This window comes from Ruegeria atlantica (assembly GCF_001458195.1).
Lineage (GTDB): Bacteria > Pseudomonadota > Alphaproteobacteria > Rhodobacterales > Rhodobacteraceae > Ruegeria > Ruegeria atlantica.
This window is the reverse complement of record NZ_CYPU01000039.1, coordinates 821898-844105: the sequence shown is the minus strand read 5'-3', so window position 1 is coordinate 844105 and position 22208 is coordinate 821898. Positions and strand designations below refer to the sequence as shown.

General features: G+C 57.8%; 21 protein-coding genes. 8 read left to right on the top strand and 13 right to left on the bottom strand.

The genetic code is table 11. The features are described from left to right. Window positions 1–38: 38 nt before the first annotated feature. From RUA4292_RS14050 to alr, 6 genes are all read right to left on the bottom strand, one after another. A complete protein-coding gene (locus tag RUA4292_RS14050; protein ID WP_058278104.1) occupies window positions 39–821 on the bottom strand; it encodes a hypothetical protein in 783 nt (260 codons plus the stop codon). Window positions 822–968: 147 nt separating this feature from the next. Beyond that, window positions 969–1418 (bottom strand): paraquat-inducible protein A, encoded by a 450-nt coding sequence (locus RUA4292_RS14045; protein WP_058278103.1) that lies wholly within the window; start codon window positions 1416–1418, stop codon window positions 969–971. Window positions 1419–1422: 4 nt separating this feature from the next. Continuing rightward, window positions 1423–1869: a hypothetical protein gene (locus RUA4292_RS14040; protein ID WP_058278102.1), complete on the bottom strand. Its 447-nt coding sequence runs from the start codon at window positions 1867–1869 to the stop codon at window positions 1423–1425. A 2-nt stretch (window positions 1870–1871) separates the two neighbouring features. Continuing rightward, complete coding sequence (locus tag RUA4292_RS14035) at window positions 1872–2618, bottom strand: ABC transporter ATP-binding protein (protein ID WP_058278101.1); 747 nt, start codon at window positions 2616–2618, stop codon at window positions 1872–1874. After that, window positions 2615–3397, bottom strand: a complete 783-nt coding sequence (locus tag RUA4292_RS14030; RefSeq protein WP_058278100.1) for an MlaE family ABC transporter permease — start codon at window positions 3395–3397, stop codon at window positions 2615–2617. The genes RUA4292_RS14035 and RUA4292_RS14030 overlap by 4 nt, the downstream gene beginning before the upstream one ends. Beyond that, complete coding sequence (alr, locus tag RUA4292_RS14025) at window positions 3394–4428, bottom strand: alanine racemase (RefSeq protein WP_058278213.1); 1035 nt, start codon at window positions 4426–4428, stop codon at window positions 3394–3396. The genes RUA4292_RS14030 and alr overlap by 4 nt, the downstream gene beginning before the upstream one ends. A 230-nt stretch (window positions 4429–4658) precedes the next feature. Between alr and RUA4292_RS14020 the strand changes: the two genes are divergently transcribed. Then, window positions 4659–5198: a GNAT family N-acetyltransferase gene (locus RUA4292_RS14020; RefSeq protein ID WP_058278099.1), complete on the top strand. Its 540-nt coding sequence runs from the start codon at window positions 4659–4661 to the stop codon at window positions 5196–5198. 3 nt (window positions 5199–5201) lie between these two features. Here the strand turns inward: RUA4292_RS14020 and RUA4292_RS14015 are convergent, their stop codons facing one another. The 6 genes from RUA4292_RS14015 to RUA4292_RS13990 form a co-directional block, all read right to left on the bottom strand. After that, window positions 5202–6692, bottom strand: a complete 1491-nt coding sequence (locus tag RUA4292_RS14015; protein WP_058278098.1) for a replicative DNA helicase — start codon at window positions 6690–6692, stop codon at window positions 5202–5204. 225 nt (window positions 6693–6917) lie between these two features. Then, the gene (locus RUA4292_RS14010; RefSeq protein WP_058278097.1) at window positions 6918–7598 is read right to left on the bottom strand and encodes an orotate phosphoribosyltransferase; all 681 of its coding nucleotides are present in this window, start codon (window positions 7596–7598) and stop codon (window positions 6918–6920) included. 143 nt (window positions 7599–7741) lie between these two features. Continuing rightward, entirely contained in the window at window positions 7742–8923 is a 1182-nt protein-coding gene (locus RUA4292_RS14005) for an ammonium transporter (RefSeq protein ID WP_058278096.1), read from the bottom strand. Window positions 8924–9083: 160 nt separating this feature from the next. Further along, the gene (locus RUA4292_RS14000; protein WP_058278095.1) at window positions 9084–9560 is read right to left on the bottom strand and encodes a CinA family protein; all 477 of its coding nucleotides are present in this window, start codon (window positions 9558–9560) and stop codon (window positions 9084–9086) included. Next, complete coding sequence (locus tag RUA4292_RS13995) at window positions 9557–10054, bottom strand: phosphatidylglycerophosphatase A family protein (protein WP_058278094.1); 498 nt, start codon at window positions 10052–10054, stop codon at window positions 9557–9559. The genes RUA4292_RS14000 and RUA4292_RS13995 overlap by 4 nt, the downstream gene beginning before the upstream one ends. Next, complete coding sequence (locus RUA4292_RS13990; RefSeq protein ID WP_058278093.1) at window positions 10051–11181, bottom strand: bifunctional 2-C-methyl-D-erythritol 4-phosphate cytidylyltransferase/2-C-methyl-D-erythritol 2,4-cyclodiphosphate synthase; 1131 nt, start codon at window positions 11179–11181, stop codon at window positions 10051–10053. Before RUA4292_RS13990 ends, RUA4292_RS13995 begins: the two co-directional genes overlap by 4 nt. 184 nt (window positions 11182–11365) lie before the next feature. On the opposite strand from RUA4292_RS13990, the gene dusB reads away from it, so the two are divergent. The 5 genes from dusB to ntrX all read left to right on the top strand — a co-directional run bounded on the left by dusB (window position 11366) and on the right by ntrX (window position 18610). Continuing rightward, window positions 11366–12349 (top strand): tRNA dihydrouridine synthase DusB, encoded by a 984-nt coding sequence (gene dusB / locus RUA4292_RS13985; RefSeq protein ID WP_082637097.1) that lies wholly within the window; start codon window positions 11366–11368, stop codon window positions 12347–12349. After that, the gene (locus RUA4292_RS13980; RefSeq protein WP_058278091.1) at window positions 12346–13410 is read left to right on the top strand and encodes a two-component system sensor histidine kinase NtrB; all 1065 of its coding nucleotides are present in this window, start codon (window positions 12346–12348) and stop codon (window positions 13408–13410) included. Before dusB ends, RUA4292_RS13980 begins: the two co-directional genes overlap by 4 nt. A 38-nt stretch (window positions 13411–13448) precedes the next feature. Further along, on the top strand, window positions 13449–14816 hold the full coding sequence (locus RUA4292_RS13975; RefSeq protein WP_058278090.1) for a response regulator: 1368 nt from the start codon (window positions 13449–13451) through the stop codon (window positions 14814–14816). Between the two features lie 99 nt (window positions 14817–14915). After that, the gene (locus RUA4292_RS13970; RefSeq protein WP_058278089.1) at window positions 14916–17204 is read left to right on the top strand and encodes a sensor histidine kinase NtrY-like; all 2289 of its coding nucleotides are present in this window, start codon (window positions 14916–14918) and stop codon (window positions 17202–17204) included. Continuing rightward, window positions 17201–18610, top strand: a complete 1410-nt coding sequence (ntrX, locus tag RUA4292_RS13965; RefSeq protein ID WP_058278088.1) for a nitrogen assimilation response regulator NtrX — start codon at window positions 17201–17203, stop codon at window positions 18608–18610. Before RUA4292_RS13970 ends, ntrX begins: the two co-directional genes overlap by 4 nt. Before the next feature lie 12 nt (window positions 18611–18622). Here ntrX and RUA4292_RS13960 read toward each other — a convergent pair whose 3' ends face one another. Then, window positions 18623–19039, bottom strand: coding sequence for a hypothetical protein (locus RUA4292_RS13960; RefSeq protein ID WP_233493436.1), 417 nt, complete (start codon window positions 19037–19039; stop codon window positions 18623–18625). A 162-nt stretch (window positions 19040–19201) separates the two neighbouring features. Between RUA4292_RS13960 and trkA the strand changes: the two genes are divergently transcribed. Continuing rightward, the gene (gene trkA / locus RUA4292_RS13955; protein ID WP_058278086.1) at window positions 19202–20578 is read left to right on the top strand and encodes a Trk system potassium transporter TrkA; all 1377 of its coding nucleotides are present in this window, start codon (window positions 19202–19204) and stop codon (window positions 20576–20578) included. Next, on the top strand, window positions 20578–22116 hold the full coding sequence (locus RUA4292_RS13950) for a TrkH family potassium uptake protein (RefSeq protein ID WP_058278085.1): 1539 nt from the start codon (window positions 20578–20580) through the stop codon (window positions 22114–22116). Before trkA ends, RUA4292_RS13950 begins: the two co-directional genes overlap by 1 nt. Window positions 22117–22208: the final 92 nt, after the last annotated feature.

The following is a 22208-nucleotide window of genomic DNA, read 5'->3' as shown; positions in this document are numbered from 1 at the left end:
GCCCGATGGGCCATCGTTCCCGACGGGCGCTGTCACGCCTATTCGGCGGCGCGGGGCGGCGACATCGCTATGACGCTCGATTTCTTGGGATCGCGGTCGTCGACGGGCGATTGAAGCTGTGCCGACAATTCGGGCAGCAGTTCAAACAGTTCGTCCCGCAAACGCGCCAGCTGCGATTTGGCAATGGTTTCTTCCATCTCGATATCGTGGGTCCATTGGCGCAGCTCATGCTGGATGACCTGCGCTTCTTCGATCCGCTTCTGGAACGTTTCGATCTCTTCCTGACGTTGCTGCAGGAACGTGCGGGCGCGGCTGACGCGGGCATCGCCATAGGTTTCTGCCAGCTCTTGGCTGATACGGCTCATCTGTGCGGCCAGTTCCAGGATTTCGGGTTCGAGTGATTGCAGGTCGGGGTGGTGGCGCAGGAAGGCCATCCTTTCCTTAACTGCGTCGAATTCCGAGGACAGCAGAAACGTTTCACCGCGATCCGCTGAATGAGCCAAGTGGTAGGCCTGAGCCACGTCATACATGTTCAATGAGAACTTACGATGTGACGTTTCAAGCGCCATCATCCGGGCATTAGCGGGCAGATAGAACGCCAGCATGAGAATCAGCACGGTCAGGCCGATCTGGATATACATGCCCGCGTCCATAGCCGGATCGTTGCCGAAACCGGCCTGCATGGACAACCAGGGTAGTACCCCCAAAGCGGATAAAAGACAGGCACCGACCAGGAACAATGCCGCGGTGCAAATGAGGAAAAAAGTTAGTCGTAAAAAGGCATTCTGAAATTGCAATGTGATGTTATGGAGGGCGGTCATCTTAGACGAACTCCTTTTGAAACCGGAACACACCGGCCCAAAGCGGGAAACATCTAACACACACAGAATGATCCGCTCAGGACCGAAACTACAAAAATTTTCTGCTCGAAATATAAAGATGATACTCAGATAAGCGTTTTCAATCAATTACGTCTGAGGATTTCGTGAACCACGTGTCATTTCGGTAATGTGGCCCAGTGCGAGCGAGGCCAGAATGCACGCCGTAAACAGGTAAAGACCCCACGCGGTTTCGATGGTGGCGTAAGAGATTCCCTTGGCCAGCGTGATGTAAAGCGCGATGAGGAAAATGTCGGCCATGGCCAGTTTCCCGAGGATGTTGAGTGCGGGTTGGACGCGTGGGTCCAGCATGTCCCATTGGATCAGGGCGGAACCGATTGTTTTGATATAGGGCGCAAACAGGGCGAAGATGGTGACGATCAGTGCTAGAAAGACGTCTGATTTCCACAGCGACTGCAGGCCGGTGATGACGCTGATCTCGCTGAGGCCAAAGATCGGCAGGAACCCTGCGCGCATCAGTGGAGCGAACCACGCGATGGGGTAGAGGATCAGGAGTGAAAGGGTGGCGAGGCGGAGCATGAATCTATATTTGGGTAATCAAAATAAACAATCCAACCAGAAAGCTTGCAAAGTCGATTTTCCATGCTTTTCCAGCCCATTTTCGCAAAAACAGTCTGCGGCAGTTAAGCCCTAAAAAGATGCACGTAATTCCCAGAGTGATATTCAGTGCAGGGATTTGTGCATTTTCTGCCCAGCGCAATCCAAAGTAGGCCACCGCGATTAGAACAACTACCGCTATCCAAGTCAGAACGGTTGCTTTGGCATTGCTCCAGTCTTCGGCTAACAGTCCGAAACTCCAGCCGAGCTGTTTTCTTTGAATAAGGGTCTGAGATTCGTCGTATTTGCTGTTCGAAAACTGTGACTTCGCGAAGGCGGGAAAAACGCCGGATGTAGAGATCACAATACCCGTCAAATACGCAAGGCCCAAAAGCCTGATGAAATCTGATGGTTCTATCAGGCTGACGTTCATCTTTATCTTACCGCCTCAATCGGCCCTTCCGCACTCCCACTGATGAACTGCTCGACATAAGGATCACCCGAGGCATCCATCTGGCTGACCGGGCCGGTCCATTGGATGACGCCTCCGTGCAGCATGGCCACGTTGTCGGCAATCGCGCGGACCGAGCTCATGTCATGGGTGATGGTCATCGCGGTGGCGCCCATCTCGGTCACGATCTCGCGGATCAGGTCGTTGATGACGCCGGACATGATCGGGTCGAGGCCGGTGGTGGGTTCGTCGAAAAAGATGATCTCGGGCTCGGCGGCGATGGCACGGGCAAGGCCCACGCGCTTCTGCATTCCGCCGGACAGTTCCGACGGAAAGCGGTCGGCGACATCGGATTTAAGGCCCACTCGGCGCAGTTTCTCGATAGCGATCTCACGCGCGAATTCAGCAGGGCGCTTCAACGGGCCGCGCAGCAGGCGGAAGGAAACGTTTTGCCAGACGGGCAGGGAATCGAACAGCGCCGCGCCTTGAAACAGCATTCCGAAGCGGGCCAGAAATTTATCACGATCGCCCTTGGCCGCGTCCTTACCGTTTACGTAGATCATCCCACTATCGGGTTTGATCAGGCCCAGAATGCACTTCAGCGCCACGGACTTGCCGGTGCCTGAACCACCGATGATGACCATCGAGGTGCCCTTGGGGATCTCAAGGCTCATGCTCTGCAGAACCTGATTGTCGCCAAAGGCTTTTGCTACGTTCTTCATCCTGATCATACCGAGAAGAACACCCCTGTGAGAATGAAGTTGGCGGCCAGGATCATGATCGCGGCGGATTCGACCGAGGATTTGGTCGCGCGGCCAACGCCTTGCGCACCGCGGCCTGAATTCATGCCGTAATAGCAGCCCATGATGGCTGCGATCAGGCCGAAGGCTGCACCCTTAACCAGCGATGACACGATGTCTTTGGTTTCAAGGAAATTGACCGTGTTTTGCAGGTACGTCGCTGCGTTGAAGCCCAGATTTTGGGTTGCAACCACATAGCCGCCTGCGATGCCGATGATATCACCGATACCTACCAGCAAGGGCACGGTGGTGAGTGCGGCCAGAACCCGTGGTGCGGTCAGGTATTTCATCGGGTGGGTCGACAGGGTGACCAGCGCGTCAATCTGCTCGGTCACTTTCATGGTCGCGATTTCTGCTGCAATGGATGAGGTCACGCGCGCGGCGATCATCAGGCCAACCAGCACCGGCCCAAGTTCGCGCACCATGCCGATGGCGACGATCTGGGGTACCACGGCCTCGGCGTTGAAACGCGCGCCGCCCGCATAGATTTGCAAGGCCAGCGCACCACCAGTGAAGATTGCGGTCAGGCCAACAACTGGTAGCGACAGCCAGCCGACATTCATCAGGGCAACGGCAAACTCGCGCGGATAATAGGGCGGCCGAAAGATGTGTGAGATCGCGTCCAGCGCGAAAATTCCCACCTTGCCAAAGTTGGCAAGCATGGACAGGACAGCACGGCCCAGCCCACCCAGCACGGCCAAAGGGTTCATTCGACGTATCCCCGGGAATAGCGCGCGCCCAGCGACGTCAGGATTTCATATCCGATGGTGCCGGCGGCTTCGGCCAGGTCGTCGACTGTTTGATGTCCGTTCAGGATGCGCAGGCGTTCGGGATCTTCGGGCAGATCGGTGACGTCTACCGTGATCAGATCCATCGAGATGCGTCCGACAACAGGGCAAGGCTGGTTGCCGGAAAACGCGTCGATCCCACCGCCGATGGCGCGGTGCAAGCCGTCTGCGTAACCAGCGGCAACGGTGGCAATACGAGAAGGACGGCGCGCGATCCAGCTGTTGCCGTATCCGACCGATTCACCGACCTCGACTGGGCGAACTTGGATGACCGGCAGGTCAACCGTCACCACCGGTTTCGCTTCGGCAAACGGCATGCCGCCGTACAGGCCTACGCCGGGGCGGCAGAAATCAAAGTGGAATTCGGGCCCAAGAAACGTACCGCCTGTAGCCGCCAACGACCTTGGTGATGCGGTTCCGTCAGTCATCTCGCGGAAGGTCTTCAGTTGCTGGCGATTCATTGGATGATCTGGTTCGTCCGAACAGGCCAGGTGCGACATCATTACGACGGGGTTCAGTGCCTCGGCCTTTGGGCGCAGTTCAGCCCAGTCAGCAGGTTCCAGACCAAGGCGGTTCATGCCGCTGTCCAGCTGAATACCAAAGGGATGATCCGGAAGCGCCTGTTGATGGCGCATGAATTGCTCGGGCGCATTGATCAGCGGCGTCAGATCGTGATCGCGCAGCAGATCGGTGTCACCTTCCAAATGACCCGAGAATACAGCGATCATCGGTCCGGGGCCGGTGGCCTTACGCACGGCAACCCCTTCTTCGGCAACTGCAACAAAGAATTTGCGAACGCCTTCCTCTGCCAGGGTCGCGGACACAGGCTCGGCCCCCAGGCCGTAGGCGTCAGCTTTGACCACGGCGCCGGTTTCGACATCCGTTTTTGCATCGAGCGCGCGCCAGTTGCTGGCCAGCGCCTGAAGATTAATCGTCAAACGTGCGGTACTCATGGAACCGTTCATGACATTGGATCACGGCAGGTCAAGGGGGTAGGCGGCGATAAATGCAAACTTGTCCGCGTTCATGGGCAACTATTGGCCAACGGTACAAGGCATTGGCGTAAAAACATGTTCGGCTCGCCTCTGCATCGCCATTGTATCCGTCCTATGTTCAACCAGGTGCATCGGCGTGTAATCGTTGAACCAGAAACAGACCCACGGACGATTGGAGAGAGTTCACCATGAAATTCACGACAGGGATAGATGAATGGGAGGCCGCGCTGCCCGGCTTGTTCAAGAGGGTGTTCACGGCTTCGGAAAGCGATGAAGAAGGGGCCGCGATCGGCGCGTTGGTTTCGGATCTGTTGGCCACAACGCCTGACGGCGATTTGAGTGCAGCCATTGCCCATGATGGCCCCCAAGTGCTGGGTTGCATCCTGTTTTCGCGGCTGCGCTTTGACCAAGATCCGCGACAGGTGTTCCTGATGTCGCCGGTTGCCGTGCGTACAGATCGCCAGAAAGCGGGGATAGGGCAGCGACTTATCGCGTTTGGGTTGGGCGAGTTGCGCCGTGACAAAGTGGATTTTGTGGTGACTTACGGCGATCCGAACTACTACGGCAAAACCGGGTTTTTTCCGATTTCAGAAAAAGTCGCCCAAGCTCCTCTGCCGTTAAGCCATCCGCACGGGTGGTTGGGGCAATCGTTGACAGGGGCTGAGATGGCGCCGTTCAAGGGGCCATCTCATTGCGTCAGTGCATTCAACAAACCCGAGCTGTGGTGAGGGTTAGTAACCCTCAATCTGTCCGTCCTGTTGCCAGGGTTTGACCAGATTTCCAAAACGGGTGAACTGCGCCTCGAACGAGAGGTCAACCGTGCCGATGGGACCGTGGCGCTGCTTACCGACAATGACTTCGGCCTTGCCGTGCAGACGTTCCATGGCCTGCTTCCACTCTTCCATCTTTTCGAGTTCGTGATCGCCGGGCTTTTCGCGTTCTTTGTAGTACTCCTCACGGTACACAAACATCACCACGTCGGCGTCCTGTTCGATCGAGCCTGATTCCCGCAGGTCGGACAATTGCGGGCGCTTGTCGTCGCGGTTTTCAACCTGACGCGAAAGCTGGGAAAGGGCGATCACAGGAATTTGCAATTCCTTGGCGATGGCTTTCATGCCCATCGAAATCTCGGCAATTTCGTTGACGCGGTTTTCGGCCATTCCCCGGCACAGCTGCAGGTAGTCGATAACGAGCAGGTCCAAACCATGTGTCCGCTTCAAACGGCGTGCCCGAGCCGCCAACTGCGAAATCGGCAGGGCGGGCGTGTCGTCAATGAAAAGCGGGCAGGCTTCCAGTTCCTTGGCCGCGTCGACAAAGCGGCGGAACTCGGACTCGGTCATGTCACCCTGGCGGATCTTATGGGATGAGATTTCGGAGGCTTCAGCCAGAACTCGGCCTGCCAGCTGTTCGGCACTCATTTCCAATGAGAAAAAGCCAACGACACCGCCGTCAACCGCGCCCTCTGAGCCGTCTGGTTTCAGCCCACGTTTGTACGCCTTGGCGACATTGAATGCCACGTTGGTCGCCAGAGAGGTTTTTCCCATCGACGGACGACCGGCAAGAATGATCAGGTCAGACGGATGCAAGCCACCCAGTTGTTTGTCCAAGTCGGCCAGACCGGTGGAAATCCCTGCCATGCCACCACCGCGCTGGTACGCTTCGTTGGTGACGTTGACGGCTTCTGTGACCGCCTTGAGGAAGGATTGAAATCCCTGTTCGGTCTGGCCCTGCTCGGATAACTGATAAAGCTGTTGCTCGGCTTCGACGATTTGTTCTTTTGGTTCGCTGCTGATGTCGACCCGCGCTGCCTTGTCCGAGATATCGCGGCCTAGGCGGATCAGCTCGCGCCGGATTGCCAGATCATAAATCATCTGGGCATAGTCATGCACCGCAAAGGCGCTGATCGATGCGCCCGCCAGTTTGACCAGATAGGCCGGGCCACCCAGTTCCTGCAGGCCCTCATCCTCGGCCATGAAGGATTTTAGTGTCACCGGCGAGGCCAGTGCATTTTTAGCAATCCGGGTCGAGGCGACCTCATAAATCCGGGAGTGAACCGGGTCATAGAAATGCTCGGCCCCGATGATCGAGGCGACCCGATCGTAAAGATCGTTATTGGTCAGGATCGCACCCAGAAGCTGCTGTTCGGCCTCAATGGAATGCGGCATGGTTTCGGCGTTCTGAATCCGAGCTGCTGCCTGCTCGATGCTGCTTATCTCGTTCATTTTGTCCCCGCTGCCCTGCGGCGCTTTCTACACGCTATTTTGACGTGTCGGCTATCTGGAAATACCTGTGGCTAACTATGGATAAAGCCTTGGGATAACTTTCCTGACAGTTTGGATACCTGTGTATGCGTAGCTTATTATGTAGGAAATGGGGGGAAAGTCACCAGATATCGTGGCCGGTCGACCGATTCTTCTGGGCTTATCCCCAATCTGTCCACAAGAGGTTTACGTGGATTTATTTGCTTCCTGCCAGCCACGCGGGCCTTTCAGGAAGGCTTCGACACCGTCAAGTGTTTCCTGATCAAAGGCTTTCTGCGCTTTGGCCTCGGCCAGAACATCCCACCATGTGCACAGGTGATGCAGTTGGATGCCGTGGTCGCCCAAGGTTTTTTCGGTCTCGGGGAAGATGCCATAGTAGAAAATGACCGCCGTGTGCCCACAAGTGGCACCTGTTTCGCGGATCGCATCCACGAAGGACAGCTTGGACCCGCCATCGGTGGTCAGATCCTCGACCAGCAGCACGCGCTCTCCCTCGCTCATCGCGCCTTCGATACGGGCGTTGCGGCCATAACCCTTTGGCTTTTTGCGCACATAGGTCATCGGCAGCGCCATACGCTCTGCGACCATTGCGGCGAATGGAATGCCCGCGGTCTCACCGCCGGCGATATTGTCGAACGCCTCGAAGCCCGCGTCGCGCATCACGGTGACGGTCAGGAAATCCATCAGGGTCGACCGGATTCGCGGATACGAGATCAGTTTGCGGCAGTCGATATAGGTCGGGCTGGGCAAGCCGCTGGCCAGTGTGAAAGGCTCGCGCGAATTGAAATGGACAGCCTTGATCTCCAGCAACATCCGCGCGGTCAGGCGGGCAATCTCGGTGCTGTCGGGGAAGGAACTGGGGATCATAACGGTACCTCTGGACTGAATGGCATTGCGGGCTGATAGCCTGTCCCTCGTCCCAGAGTCGAGAGGGGTGTGCGCAAAAGAAAAGCGGACCTCACTAAGAGGCCCGCTTTGGCCCTTGCGGGCAAGAGGCAGCCAAGGTGGGCTTAGCTGCTCATGTCATAGGCACGCTCGCCGTGTACCGAAAGATCGAGCCCGTTTGTCTCGGTTTCTGCATCTACGCGAAGCGGGGTGATCAGCGCAACCACCTTGATCAACACAAATGTGACAACTGCCGTAAAGACACCTACGATGACCAGCCCGCCCAACTGCGCGGTCCAGGCACCCAGGCCGAACACAGCGATCATGATGGTGCCAAAGATGCCGCTTACGCCGTGCACCGCGAACACGTCCAGAGTGTCGTCGATGTTCAGCTTGTTACGGATGATGTTCACGGCCTCCTGACACAACACGCCTGCTACGGCACCGATGATCAGCGCCTGAACCGGATCGACATAGCCTGAGGCCGGAGTGATCGAGGCCAGACCGGCAATCGTACCTGTAACCAGGCCCACCATCGAGGCTTTGCCGTATTTGATGCGTTCATACAGCGCCCATGTCAGCGATGCGGTTGCGGCCGAGATATGCGTGACTGTTATCGCCATAGCGGCACCGCCATCTGCCGCCAATTGTGAACCGCCGTTGAAGCCAAACCAGCCAACCCAAAGCATCGCGGCACCGATCATGACGTAGCCAGGGTTGTGTGGCGGGGTTGTGCGATTGCGGCGCGGGCCAAGGACCACGGCGATGATCAGCGCGGCCAGACCTGCCGTTTCATGCACCACAATGCCACCGGCAAAGTCACGCACGCCGATCTCGCCCAGAATGCCGCCATCGGTCAGAATGCCGCCGCCCCAGATCCAGTGAACAACCGGTGCGTAACACAGCAGCATCCACAGGCCCGAGAAGATCATCACAAAGCCATAGCCCACACGCTCGACATATGCGCCGATGATCAGGGCGGGGGTGATGATTGCAAAGGTCATCTGGAAAGCAAAGAACAGAACCTCGGGCAGGGTGCCCGACAGGCTGTCGACATCAACTCCGTTCAGGAAGGCTTTGCCCAGACCGCCCCACAGGCCCGACCCACCGTCACCAAATGCGATCGAGTATCCGGCGACCAACCACAGGATGCTCATCAAACAGGCGATTGAGAAGCAGTGCATGAAAACGCTCAGCACGTTGCGGGCGCGCACGAGGCCGCCATAGAACAGGGCGAGGCCCGGCAATGTCATGAATAGGACCAGTGCAGTTGCAACTATGATCCAGGCGGTATCGGCTCCGTTCATCAGCCGGTCTCCTCTGTGGCATCTTCAGCTTGCTTAGCTGGCGTTGAAGCGGAGAGAAGGCGGGGAAAAAAGAGGCAGAGGTGGTTTTTGATGCCTGTTTTAAGGGCCTTTTGTGAACCGGTGATTAAATGAGCGCCAAAATGAATGGGGTGCTAGATTATTAAGCAATTGACGAAAGGCCGCGCGACAACAGGTCCAAGGCATGATCGCGGGCGGTCAGCCGGACCTTGTCACGCCCCAACGCCCCGAATTCGACCGTTTCGGTCTTTGTCTTCTGCCCGTCGGCAGCGAGCCCAAAGCAAACACGGCCTTCTGGCTTGAATTCAGATCCACCGGGGCCTGCGATGCCGGTGATCGAAACGGTCAGTTGGGCTTGCGAGTTCTTCAATGCACCCTCTGCCATCTCCAGCGCGACTTCTTCGGACACAGCGCCATGGGTTGTCAGAGTCTCGGCGTTTACGCCCAGCATCTGTTGCTTAGCGTCATTGGTGTAAGTGACAAAACCGCGATCCACTACGACCGAGCTGCCTGGAACATCTGTCAGTGCAGCGGCGACCATACCGCCAGTGCAGCTTTCGGCTGTGGCGATCATCACGCCTTTCGCCTTGGCGCGATCTAGCAGATCTGCGACCGTCATAGACCCAGAACTCCATGCGAAATGCCGGCCAGGATCAACACGCCGATCCCGGCAAAGACGCCGGCGATCACATCGTCCAGCATCACCCCCATCGCATCACCTTTGCGATCAGCCCAACCGACAGGGCCGGGTTTGGTGATGTCGAACAGACGAAACAGGAGGAAACCTGCGATCCAGCCGGGCCAAAGGGCTGTGATATCAATTCCATGCGCCCAAGATGGGTAGGAAATGGCCCAAAGCGCGATAAACTGTCCGGCAACTTCGTCGATGACGATTTCGGACGGGTCGTGATCTTCCTGCCCAGCCGTCATCACTTTGGTTGCCCACAGGCCACCGACAAAAACGGCGACAGTGGCGATGACCAACAAGGGAAAACCGCCCAGCGTATGTAGAACCCAGGCCAGGGGCAGGGCGGCCAGAGATCCCCATGTTCCTGGTGCCGGGCGCAGATATCCGACGCCGCAAACCGTCCCGATCAATCGCGCGGCGTTCATGACTTCACCAAACAGGCAGTTGCAAGCGAGGCGATGCCTTCGCTTCGCCCGGTAAAACCAAGGCGTTCAGACGTGGTCGCCTTGACCGATATCTGATCGACGCGCAGCCCCATGATTCGCGCCATTTCTTCACGCATCGTGGATGCGTGCGGACCGATCTTGGGGTATTCGCAGACCAGCGTGCAATCGACATTTGAGATGCTGTAACCCATCTGGACCGACAACTCGACCGCGTGGCGCAGGAAGATCTCACTTGCCGCGCCTTTCCATTGCGGGTCCGATGGCGGGAAGTGTTGACCGATATCGCCCTGCGCCAGCGCGCCATAGATTGCATCAGTAACCGCGTGCATGCCGACATCCGCATCCGAATGGCCCTGCAGCCCTCGGTGATGGGGAATTTTGACGCCGCACAGGATTACGTGATCCCCGTCGCCAAAGCGATGCACGTCATAGCCGTTGCCCAGTCTCACATCCATGTCTGTCCCCAATACGCGTTCCGCCCGGGCAAAATCCTCGGGTCTTGTGATTTTGATGTTATCGGCATCGCCTGGCACGATCACCACGTTCATACCTGCGGCACGGGCGACCTCGACATCGTCCGCCGCGCCGCCAGAATGGGCCGCGTGCGCCGCGACAATCGCGTCATAGCGAAAACCCTGTGGGGTCTGCGCCGCAAACAAACCCGTCCGGTCCTGCGTTCCGGTCACAACGGCTTCGTCACCGGTCCAAAGCGCATCTGTGACGGTCAGACCGGGTGCTGCAGCCTCATGTGTGGTCAGGGCGGTCAGGACGTCCGCAATAGTCTGGCTGCTCACGCAGGGGCGGGCGACGTCGTGAATCAGGACATGTTCGATCCCCAGCCCATCCAATGCATCAAGCCCGTTCCGTACCGACCCGGCGCGATCGCTGCCACCTTTTGCCAGCAGCAGATCAGAGCCTAAAAACTCGTCCCAGGCGGTCTGATCATCCTGGGACAGCACCAGAACAATATGGTCGACCTGATGGCGAAACCGGTCGATGGTCCAATCCGCAACTCTGCGTCCGGCCAATGGTCGCCATTGCTTGGGAATGCCGCCTCCGGCGCGCAATCCGCGTCCTGCGGCGACGATGATGGCGGCGGTGGTCATTGGGCGAATTCTCCGATGATTTGAGCGCAGTGTTTAAGCTGCGGTGAATGTAGAGGCAATCACCCGCGTCAAGTTGCTTAAAAAATAGGCAATTGATGATTTTGCAAGCTTGTTTCCTGCCGTTTTGTTGTTCATATGCGTCGAATTCGATATCTAAGTTGCAACTGCTCAAGGATTAAGCACGTTGACCCTATACCTCGCCGACAAAACCTTAAATCCGCCGGTCATGCTGGCCCCGATGGCCGGGATCACTGATCGACCGTTCCGCGATCTTGTGATGCGCTTTGGCGCGGGCATGGTCGTCAGCGAAATGGTCGCCAGTCAGGAAATGGTGCAGGCCAAACCGGGTGTGCGGGAACGGGCTGAGCTGTCCGCTGACGTTGAAAACACCGCTGTTCAACTGGCCGGGCGCGAGGCGCATTGGATGGCTGAGGCTGCGCGTCAGGTGGCCGATCGCGGCGCCCGGGTGATCGATATCAACATGGGGTGCCCGGCAAAGAAGGTCACGAATGGCTATTCCGGTTCGGCGCTGCTTAAGACGCCGGATCACGCGCTGACGCTGATTGAGGCCGTGGTCGACGCTGTCGACATTCCGGTTACTATGAAAACTCGTTTGGGCTGGGACGACAACCTGCTGAACGCGCCGGACGTGGCGCGCCGGGCGCAAGGTGCAGGCATCCAACTGATCACGATCCACGGGCGTACGCGATGCCAGTTCTACAAAGGACGCGCGGACTGGCAAGCGATCCGAGCGGTGAAAGAGTCGGTGTCGATTCCTGTCATCGCGAACGGGGATATCGTAGATACTGATGCAGCGCGCACGGCTTTGGACCAGTCAGGCGCTGATGGCGTCATGGTTGGGCGTGGGGCGCAGGGTAAGCCTTGGCTGCTGGCCCAGATGTGCCGCGATTTGTATGGCGCACAAGCGCCGGTCATCCCAGCCAATAGCGACCTGATCGACATGGTGCGCAGTCATTATGAGGCGATGCTGGACTTTTACGGCACCGATCTGGGTCTGCGCGTGGCGCGTAAACATCTGGGCTGGTACATGGATGAGGCCGCGACCCCGGCAACCCTTCGCCGTGCGGTTTTGACCTCGCGGGATACCGCCGAGGTGCTCCGTCTGTTGGGCGATGCCCTGCACAGCGACGCAGAGGAAGCAGCATGACCTCGGACCAAAACATCTGGGCTTCACTGCCGGTTCCGGCTTTCATCATTGATGCCGATGATCGGATCACCGATGTGAATTCTGCCGGAGAGGGGTTCCTGAACGCCTCCCGCAATGCAGTCATCGGTCACCCGGTCTGGGACCAGATCGCAGTGGATGCCCCACTGGAAGAAGCGTTTTTGCGCGCGCGCCAACAGGGCACACCGCTTTTCGTGAATGATGTCGATGTGGGGTCTGGTAATCGGGCGCCGCTGCAATGCGCTTTGCAAATTGCGCCGCTGCTTGGGCATCCGGGGTCGATGATCATGACCATGTCCCCACGCGAACTGGCGGGGCGGATGACGCGGGGCAACACGGTAAAATCTGCTGCGCAATCGGCGATTGGTATGGCCGAAATGCTGGCGCATGAAATCAAGAACCCGTTGGCGGGGATCACCGGGGCCGCGCAGCTTCTAAGCATGAATATCAGCCAACAAGACACTGAACTTACAGACCTTATCGTTGCTGAAAGCCGCCGAATAGTGAAGCTTTTGGAGCAGGTCGAGCAATTTGGGAACCTGACCCAGCCAGATTTCAAACCAGTCAATATCCATGACGTTCTGGACCGTGCGCGGCGCTCGGCGCTGTTGGGTTTTGGCGCGCATATGACGATTATCGAAGATTACGACCCCTCGTTGCCGCTGGCCTACGGTGACCCGGATCAACTTTTGCAGGTGGTGCTGAATCTGCTCAAAAATGCATCCGAGGCGTCCCCCAAAGGCGGGACAATCCGCCTGCGGACGTATTTCGAACATTCCTTCCGCCTGCGCCGCAGCGACGGTTCGGGGCATTCTTTGCCCCTGCAGATCGAAATCATCGACGACGGCCCGGGGCTGCCGGACAAGATCCGCAGCGACATTTTCGATCCGTTCGTGTCGGGCAGGGAAAACGGCACCGGTCTTGGGCTGGCGCTGGTCAGTAAAATCATCTCGGACCACGACGGCTGGATTTTGGCCGAGTCGGTTCCGGGACACACCGTATTCCGCCTGTCCGTCAGACGCGCGCCGCGCGACGGAACCTGAGATGGACAACCGGGCAGAGATAGTAAGGAGAGCACCCGATGGATGGCACAGTACTGGTCGCAGATGACGATCGCACAATCCGAACCGTACTGACTCAGGCCCTAACGCGGGCCGGGTGCAAGGTGCATGCGACATCCTCGCTGACCACTCTGATGCGCTGGGTCGGCGAGGGCAAAGGGGATGTTGTAATCTCGGACGTGGTCATGCCGGATGGCAACGGGCTCGAGATGTTGCCTAAAATCGCGCAGGACCGTCCGGGGCTGCCGGTTATCGTGATTTCAGCGCAGAACACGATCATGACCGCCATTCAGGCGGCCGAGGCGGACGCATATGACTATCTTCCCAAGCCTTTTGACCTGCCGGACCTGATGAAGCGGACCGCACGGGCCTTGGAGCAAAAGCAGCGTGTGCATGCGGATGCGATCGTACCTGCTGAAGACCGTCCTGAGGAGCTACCGCTGGTTGGGCGCACTCCGGGGATGCAGGCGCTGTATCGCCTTGTGGCACGTGTGATGAATACCGATCTTTCTGTCATGATTTCCGGTGAAAGTGGCACTGGCAAGTCATTGATAGCGCGGGCTATTCATGATTTTTCGGACCGGCGTACATTGCCCTTCGTCACTGCAACTGCCGGTGATCTGCGTGACCTCGAAGGGCCTGCGCGCATTATGGCCAGGGTGCGTGGCGGCACCCTGTTGATCGACGAGATCGCTGATATCGAAGATGAGGTCCAGGCACGTATTGTCCGGATGATGGACACGCCCGGCGATCATCTTCCGCGTTTCATGGCGACCAGCCAATCGGATCTGACCGAAGCGATGGAAAGCGGGCGTGTGCGTCAGGATCTGTATTATCGACTGTGCGGCGCGACGATCCATGTGCCTGCGCTGCGCGAGCGGGTGGACGATATTACCCTGCTGGTTGATCACTTTCTTGCCCGTGAGGAACGGGAGCATGGCACAAAGCGCTGGCTCAGCCCCGAGGCGGTAGAATTGGTGCGGCGGTATTCCTGGCCCGGTAATGTGCGACAGCTGGAAAACGCGATCCGACGTTTAAGCCTGACCAGCCGGGCCGAAGAAATATCGAAAGCCGAGGTCGAGATGGTTTTGGGCAGTCAGCCCGAAGCGGAACCGATTCTTGGTGACGGCGAAAGGGAGAAACTTTCAGCCTCTGTGGCCCGTCATTTGCGTCGCTATTTCGATCTGCACGGCAATTTGTTGCCACCTCCGGGCCTGTATCAGCGCATCCTGCGCGAGGTTGAGGGCCCCTTAATCGAGCAGGCACTGGACGCAACCGGCGGAAATCAGGCGAAATGTGCGGATTTGCTGGGGATCAACAGGAATACGCTGCGCAAAAAAATCACGGATCTCGATATTCAGGTGACACGCCGACGCAAACTGATGTAATATCGCCACACAAAGCGTGGCATCCGGGTACAAGCCCGGCAACGACCACGAGATATGGCGGTACGCCGCGTAAGCGGCACATCAGGATGAGGGCAGACGGTGGCAACCCGAGCACAGAGCGGGCTGATCCTATCGATTGATCGGTGGCGGAAATCCCGAAAACTGCGCAATTTTAGCACCCTGGGGCTGGTCCTTTTGGGGCCGCTTCTGGCGTTGGCCACGTATCTGGTCATCGGTCCGTTTGATTTGGGTTCGGCAGCGCCAACGCTGCGGCTGATTCTGCTGGCCGATCTGGTCTATGTGCTGGTCGTCGCGGCGTTGGTGTTGGGACAGGTGTTCAGTCTGATCGCTGCGCGCCGGGCAAAATCTGCCGGGTCTCGTCTGCACCTGCGGCTGATCGGGGCGTTCACCTTGCTGGCCCTGGTACCGACAGTGACCGTTGCGATCTTTGCCGGCCTAACAGTGAATATCGGGCTTGAGGGATGGTTTTCGGATCGGGTCCGTCAGGTTGTCGGATCATCCCTGTCCGCCGCCGAGGCCTATGAGCTTGAGCACCGCAGCGGACTGACACAGGACGCAATCGTTCTTTCCCGGTTCCTCGACAATGCACGAACGCTGGACTTTTACATTTCGGACGCCGAACTGCGCGAGGTTCTGGCACAGGGGCAATCGCAGATTCAGCGGGGCCTGCGCGAGGCATATGTCATTGATGGCAGTGGCGAAATTAAATCCCGCGGCGACCGGTCCTACTTGTTCAACTATGAACCGCCGACACCGGAGCAGATGGTTGAGGCAACCGACAGTGACCTTCTGATCATTGCGGATTGGCAAAACAACGAGTTCCGCGCGCTGGTGCCGTTGCAGGCTTATCTGGACCGGTATCTGTATGTTAGCCGCGAGGTGGATGGCGAACTGCTGAAATTGCTGGATGACACCAAGGAAACGGTACAATTCTACCAACAGCTGGAAAGTGAAAGGGGCCGGGTTCTTTTTGAATTCGGGCTCCTGTACCTGGGCTTTGCAGTCATTCTGATCCTTGCTGCGATGTCTTTGGGAATGTGGTTCGCCGAACGCCTGTCGCGCCCGGTTGGCCGTCTGACAACCGCCGCACAAAGGGTCGGCGCCGGGGATCTGAGCGTTCAGGTCATCGAAGAGGCCAGCGATGACGAAATCGCCATGTTAGGTCGTTATTTCAATCAGATGACGCGGCAACTTAAAGGGCAGCGCGAAACGTTGTTGGAAAACACGCGTCAGATCGAACGCCGCCGCCGCCTGTTCGATTCTGTACTGAGCTCGGTGACGTCTGGTGTAGTGGGCGTCGATTCGGATGGATGTGTCACATTCGTAAACCGCTCAGCCGAGCGTCTTCTGGACTGGTCGCGCGGTGAAGAACAACTGGCAATCGGCATCGCAGTTCCTGAATTCCTTCCCTTGTTCGAAAATCTGAAAGCCAGCGGTCAAGAAGCCGTGCAGGGTGAGGTTAAGGTCACGCGTAAGGGGCGGTTGGAAAATCTGCTCGTGCGCATGGCGATCCGACGCGGCGAAGATGGCGGTTTGGAAGGCTACGTGGTGGCCTTTGATGACGTGACCGATCTGGTCAGTGCACAGCGCATGGCGGCCTGGGGCGATGTGGCCCGCCGTATTGCCCATGAGATCAAGAACCCGCTGACGCCTATCCAGCTCAGTGCGGAACGGATCAAGCGCAAGTTCTCGCGCAAACTGAACGAAGAGGATTGTGACAGCCTTGAATCCATGACCGATGTGATCGTGCGGCAGACCAACGATCTGCGGCGGATCGTGGACGAGTTTTCGAAATTCGCGCGGATGCCTGAACCGGTTCGGCGCGAGGAAGACGTTGTTAACTTGGTGCGCGAAGCCGTGTTGTTGCAGCAAGCCGGACAGCCGGACGTGCAGATCGACGCGACGTTGCCGGACAAGCCCATCCTGGCGGATGTCGACGCGACGATGTTGAACCAGGCGTTGACGAACTTAATAAAGAACGCGGGTGAGGCCATTGAAACACTTAAGAAAAAAGGTCCGCCGGAAAATTTGAAGCCACAAATCAAAGTGGACATTTCCAACGATGATGCGGGGACGGTCATTACTATAGCGGACAATGGCATTGGGTTGCCCGAAGATCGGGCGCGGTTGTTTGAACCCTATGTCACCACGCGCGACGAAGGCACGGGTCTGGGCCTGCCCATCGTTAAGAAAATCATAGAAGAACATGGCGGAGCGCTGACCCTGGAAGACGCGCCCGTTTTCGACGGACAGGACCATTTCGGTGCGATGGCCGTGATCCGTTTGCCGGGGGGCAAAATTTCCCAGACTGCAGCGCCACAAAAGCAGGCAATTCATACTAACAAACTGAAAGCAGGCCAAAGATGAGCGACATTCTGATCGTAGATGACGAACGCGATATTCGCGAACTGGTGTCCGACATTCTGGAGGACGAAGGCTATTCAACCCGGCTGGCGGCAAACTCGGACGAGTGTATGTCGTCGATCAATTCCGAGCCACCGGGTCTGTTGATCCTTGATATCTGGCTGAAAGACAGCCGCATGGACGGGATCGATATCCTGAAGTCGGTTAAACGCGACAACCCCGACGTGCCGGTGGTGATCATTTCCGGTCACGGTAATATCGAGATTGCTGTGGCGGCCATCAAGCAGGGCGCTTACGATTTTATCGAAAAGCCGTTCAACATTGATCAGTTGATGGTCGTGATCCGCCGCGCCATGGAGACCTCGCGCTTGCGTCGCGAGAATGCTTCGCTCAAGCGGCGTGAGGTCACCAACTCGGACATGATCGGCAAATCGGCCTCGTTCCGGGCGATGCAGAGCCAGTTGGACAAGGTCACCAAGTCGAACGGCCGAGTGATGTTGAGCGGGCCAGCTGGGTCGGGCAAAGAGATTGCCGCGCGTTACATCCACGCCCATTCCAACCGCGCCAATGCGCCATTCGTCACTGTCAACTGCGCCGGGGTCGAACCAGAGCGTGTCGAAGAGGTACTATTCGGGCGCGAGTCATCGGAACGCGGGATCGAATCCGGCTTGCTGGAAGAGGCCCATGGCGGGGTGATCTACTTTGATGAAGTGGCCGACATGCCCCTGGGGACGCAATCCAAGATTCTGCGGGTTCTGGTCGACCAGCAATTCCAGCGGGTAGGCGGGTCTGACAAGGTGCGAGTGGATCTGAGGGTCATCTCTTCGACAAATCGCGATCTTGATGCCGAAATCGAAGCCGACCGGTTCCGTGAAGAGCTGTATCACCGCCTGAACGTTGTGCCGATCACCGTGCCTTCGATGGAGGACCGGCGCGAGGATATTCCGGTTCTGGCGCAGCATTTCATCGAAGTGTGCAACGAATCGCAAGGCTTGCCAATTCGCGAGATCTCGGAAGAGGCGGTGGCATTGTTGCAGACCATGACTTGGCCGGGCAATGTGCGTCAGCTGAAGAACCTGATCGAGCGTGTCCTGATCCTGGGCGATGGAACGGGCCCGATTGAAGCCCGCGAATTGCCGACCGAAGATGAGAAAACCGACGACTCGGGCCGCGTGGTATTGTCCGGTGCGCTGGCAACCCTGCCGCTGCGCGAAGCGCGCGAGGCGTTCGAGCGCGAATATCTGCTGACCCAGATCAACCGCTTTGGCGGCAATATCAGCCGAACAGCCAGCTTTGTTGGAATGGAGCGCAGCGCACTGCACCGTAAGCTGAAATCGCTCGGTGTTGTAACTTCGAACAAATCCGGGGCTAGGGTGGCGCAAATCGACGAACCGGAACCGGCGGAGTAATCCGCCGGGACATTACCCTGCCTGACCCGGGTTGATTATCTGAAACGAGCCGTCGTCGAACTTCACATAGCAGGATTGGGTTCCTAGCGGCGGCAGTTTCGTTGTGCGCGCAGGTGGAACCTGAGACTTTACGCTCTGTTTGCAGGGTGGCAGGCTGACCGGACGAAAGCCTTTTTTTGCCATGCATTGGGCCTCGACCTGATTGCGTAGACCGGCATTCACGTCGACCGTATACACGCGCCCGGGTTCCCACCAACCAGGCGAGCGATAGCAGTGCCCCCTGTTGTCGCAATAAGTGCGTCCCGGCCAGTATGTGGGCGGGCTTTGCCGCACCTGATTGGCGACGGGAACGTCATTTACCGCCTTAACCTGACATTGCGTAGTCTCGGATTGCGCGCGCGACACGCTTTCACCTTCGCGATAGTACAACGAAAGTGGGCCGCTGCATGCGGACAGGACGGTCAAAGGAATTAGTAAGTGAAGCACTGATTTCATAGGGTTATCTTGCCCCAGCTTTGTCTGAATGACAATTCAATTGACCACTTTAGGGGCATCTGTCATTCAAGGATTTCAGGCAGAAGGGCCAGAAACATGAAGGTCATCATATGCGGTGCCGGGCAGGTCGGCTGGCAGATCGCACGTCACTTGTCGGGCGAACTGAATGACGTAACGGTGGTGGACAACAATCCCGATCTGGTGCGCCGGGCAACAGAAACGCTGGATGTTCAGGGGATTGCTGGGTTTGCAAGCTATCCTGACGTGCTTGAGCGTGCTGGCGCGCGTGATGCCGATATGATCATCGCAGCGACCCATTCGGACGAGGTGAATATGGTCACCTGCCAGATGGCGCATTCGATCTTTTCCATCCAACGCAAGATCGCGCGATTGCGGGCGAAATCGTATTTGCAGGCGATCCATTCAGATCTGTTCCGTCGTGACCACTTGCCCATCGATGTCGTGATCAGCCCCGAACGCGAAGTTGCAGCCGCCGCTATGCGCCGCCTTTCGGCCCCGTCCGCCTTTGATACTGAGATGTTCATGGATGGGCAGGCGCAGCTTCTGGGCATTCGCATCGACGAAGATTGCCCCATCGTGAACACACCCTTGCGGCAGCTCACGGACCTGTTTTCGACGCTAAGCTCAATCGTTGTCGGTGTCCGGCGCGATGGCACGCTATTTGCGCCTGAATCCGAAGATCAGCTGTTTGTCGGCGACGAATGTTATGTCTTTACCAATGTCAAAGACTTGGATCGCACGATGGAGGTTTTCGGCAAGACCCACAAAAAGCAGGACCGCGTGGTAATTGTGGGCGGCGGAAATGTCGGTCTGGAAGTTGCCCGAACGCTGGAAGAACGTGAAAGCCGTGTGCGTGCCAAGGTGATCGAGCGTGATCGCCAAAGCGCTGAAATAGCCGCCGAAACACTGGAGCGGACGATTGTCCTGAATGGCGACGGGCTTGATGCCGCCTTGTTGCGCGAGGCCGGGATCGAACGCGCCGACGCGATGCTGGCGGTCACCGATGACGACCGCGCCAACATGCTGGCTGCTGTACGGGCCAAGGCCGAAGGTTGTGCCTTGGCGATTGCCTTGATCAATGATCCAAGCATGGTGGCCCTGATGGGGCCGCTGGGGATCGACGCCTATATCAACCCGCGTGCAACCACTGTCAGCTCGATCCTGCGCCATATTCGCCACGGGCGAGTGCGGCAGGTCTATTCTATCGGGGATGCCGAGGCAGAAGTGATCGAGGCCGAGGTGCTATCGACCTCACCAATGGCAGGACAGAAGCTGCGGGATATCGATTTTCCCGAAGGCGTTCTGGTGGGTGCCGTCCGAAAAGGCGATGAGCTTTTGCGCCCGACAGGCAGCCTGCGGATCGACGAAAAGGACGTGGTGGCGATCTTTGCGATGGCCAAGGACGTGCCCGAGGTTGAGCGCCTGATGCAGGTTTCAATCGATTTCTTCTGATGGCGCGCGCTCTGAGACAACAGATCACTTTGACTCAGCGATTGCCGCTGTTTCTGTTGATCTCGGGAATCGCTGCGTTGTCGATGTGGATTCCAGCGATTTACGCGCTGGCCTTGGATGATCACGACACGTCGCGATCCTTTTTCTACTCCGGCCTTCTGGGACTGTTCGTGGTATCCACGATCGCTGTGGCAGCATCAAACCGGGTGCCGCGACGTGGGACGCTGGGGCAACTGGCCGTGTTGTTGGGGTGTTTTACCGTTTTGCCGCTGTTTCTGGCGATTCCGCTGCATGATGCCTTGGGCAACACCACCTTTTTGAATGCGTATTTTGATATGGTCAGTGCTGTGACCACCACCGGTGCAGATCTGTTTCTGGACCCGGATCGCCTGACCGCACCGCTGCACCTGTGGCGTGCTTTGGTCGGCTGGATGGGCGGCTTGCTGATGTGGATTGCTGCGGCTGCAATTCTGGCGCCCTTGTCGCTAGGTGGGTTCGAGATTACGGCGCGCGGCCAGCCCGGTCGCCCTGTGTCGGGCGTCGCACAAAGCGAAGTGGTCGACCCCCGCGGCCGTCTGATCCGTGTGACCCGGACCTTGACACCAGTTTATACCGGTCTGACCGCAACCATATGGATCCTGCTGCTGATCGCCGGAGAAAACGGCCTGACTGCCGTGTGTCACGCCATGTCAACCATGGCCACGTCGGGGATATCTCCGGTCGGAGGGCTGGAGGGGGCGCAGGCTGGAATAACGGGCGAGGCGATCCTGTTTCTGTTCCTGTTCTTCGCCTTGTCGCGGCTGACCTTTTCGACCGATACGGCAACCACAGGCTATTCCCGGCTGGACCAAGACCCCGAATTCCGGATTGGCCTGATGATTGTGGGTGTCGTCGCGGCACTGTTGTTCGCGCGCGTCTGGGCCGGCGTTCTGGAAATCGGCAATCAGTTGGAACCGCTTCAGGCACTTAGCGTGATCTGGGGCATGATCTTTACGGCGTTGTCTTTCCTGACCACAGCCGGATTCGAAAGCGCAAACTGGAACGATGCGCAGCAATTGTCCGGCCTTGGCACCCCCGGGCTGATCCTGATGGGCCTCGCCCTGATCGGAGGAGGGGTGGCCACAACGGCGGGCGGGGTCAAACTGTTGCGGGTCTTTGCCCTGTACCTCAATGGCGCGCGTGAGATTGATCGGTTGATCTATCCCTCATCCGTTAGTGGCATTGGCGGCGGTAACCGTCGCATTCAAAGCGACGGGGCCTTTATCGCCTGGATCTTCCTGATGATGTTCGCCTTGACCGCAGCACTGTTCAATCTGCTGCTGGCCGCGATGGGGTCGGGGTTCGAACAGGCGATGGTCCTCAGCGTCGCGGCGCTCAGCACCACCGGGCCGTTGATTGAACTGGCCACCGATGTTCCCATCCGTCTGGTCGATTTGCCCTGGGGCGCAAAGCTGACCATGTGTGCGGCGATGGTGATCGGACGGTTGGAAACATTGGCGATCATTGCGCTGATTACGCCAACCCTCTGGCGAGACTAAGAATCCTCACCTTTGCCGACACCTTATTTTTCATCTGGAATATCGGTTAATGACACTCCATACTCTGCCAGAGGTAGCGCGTTGGTCCGCAG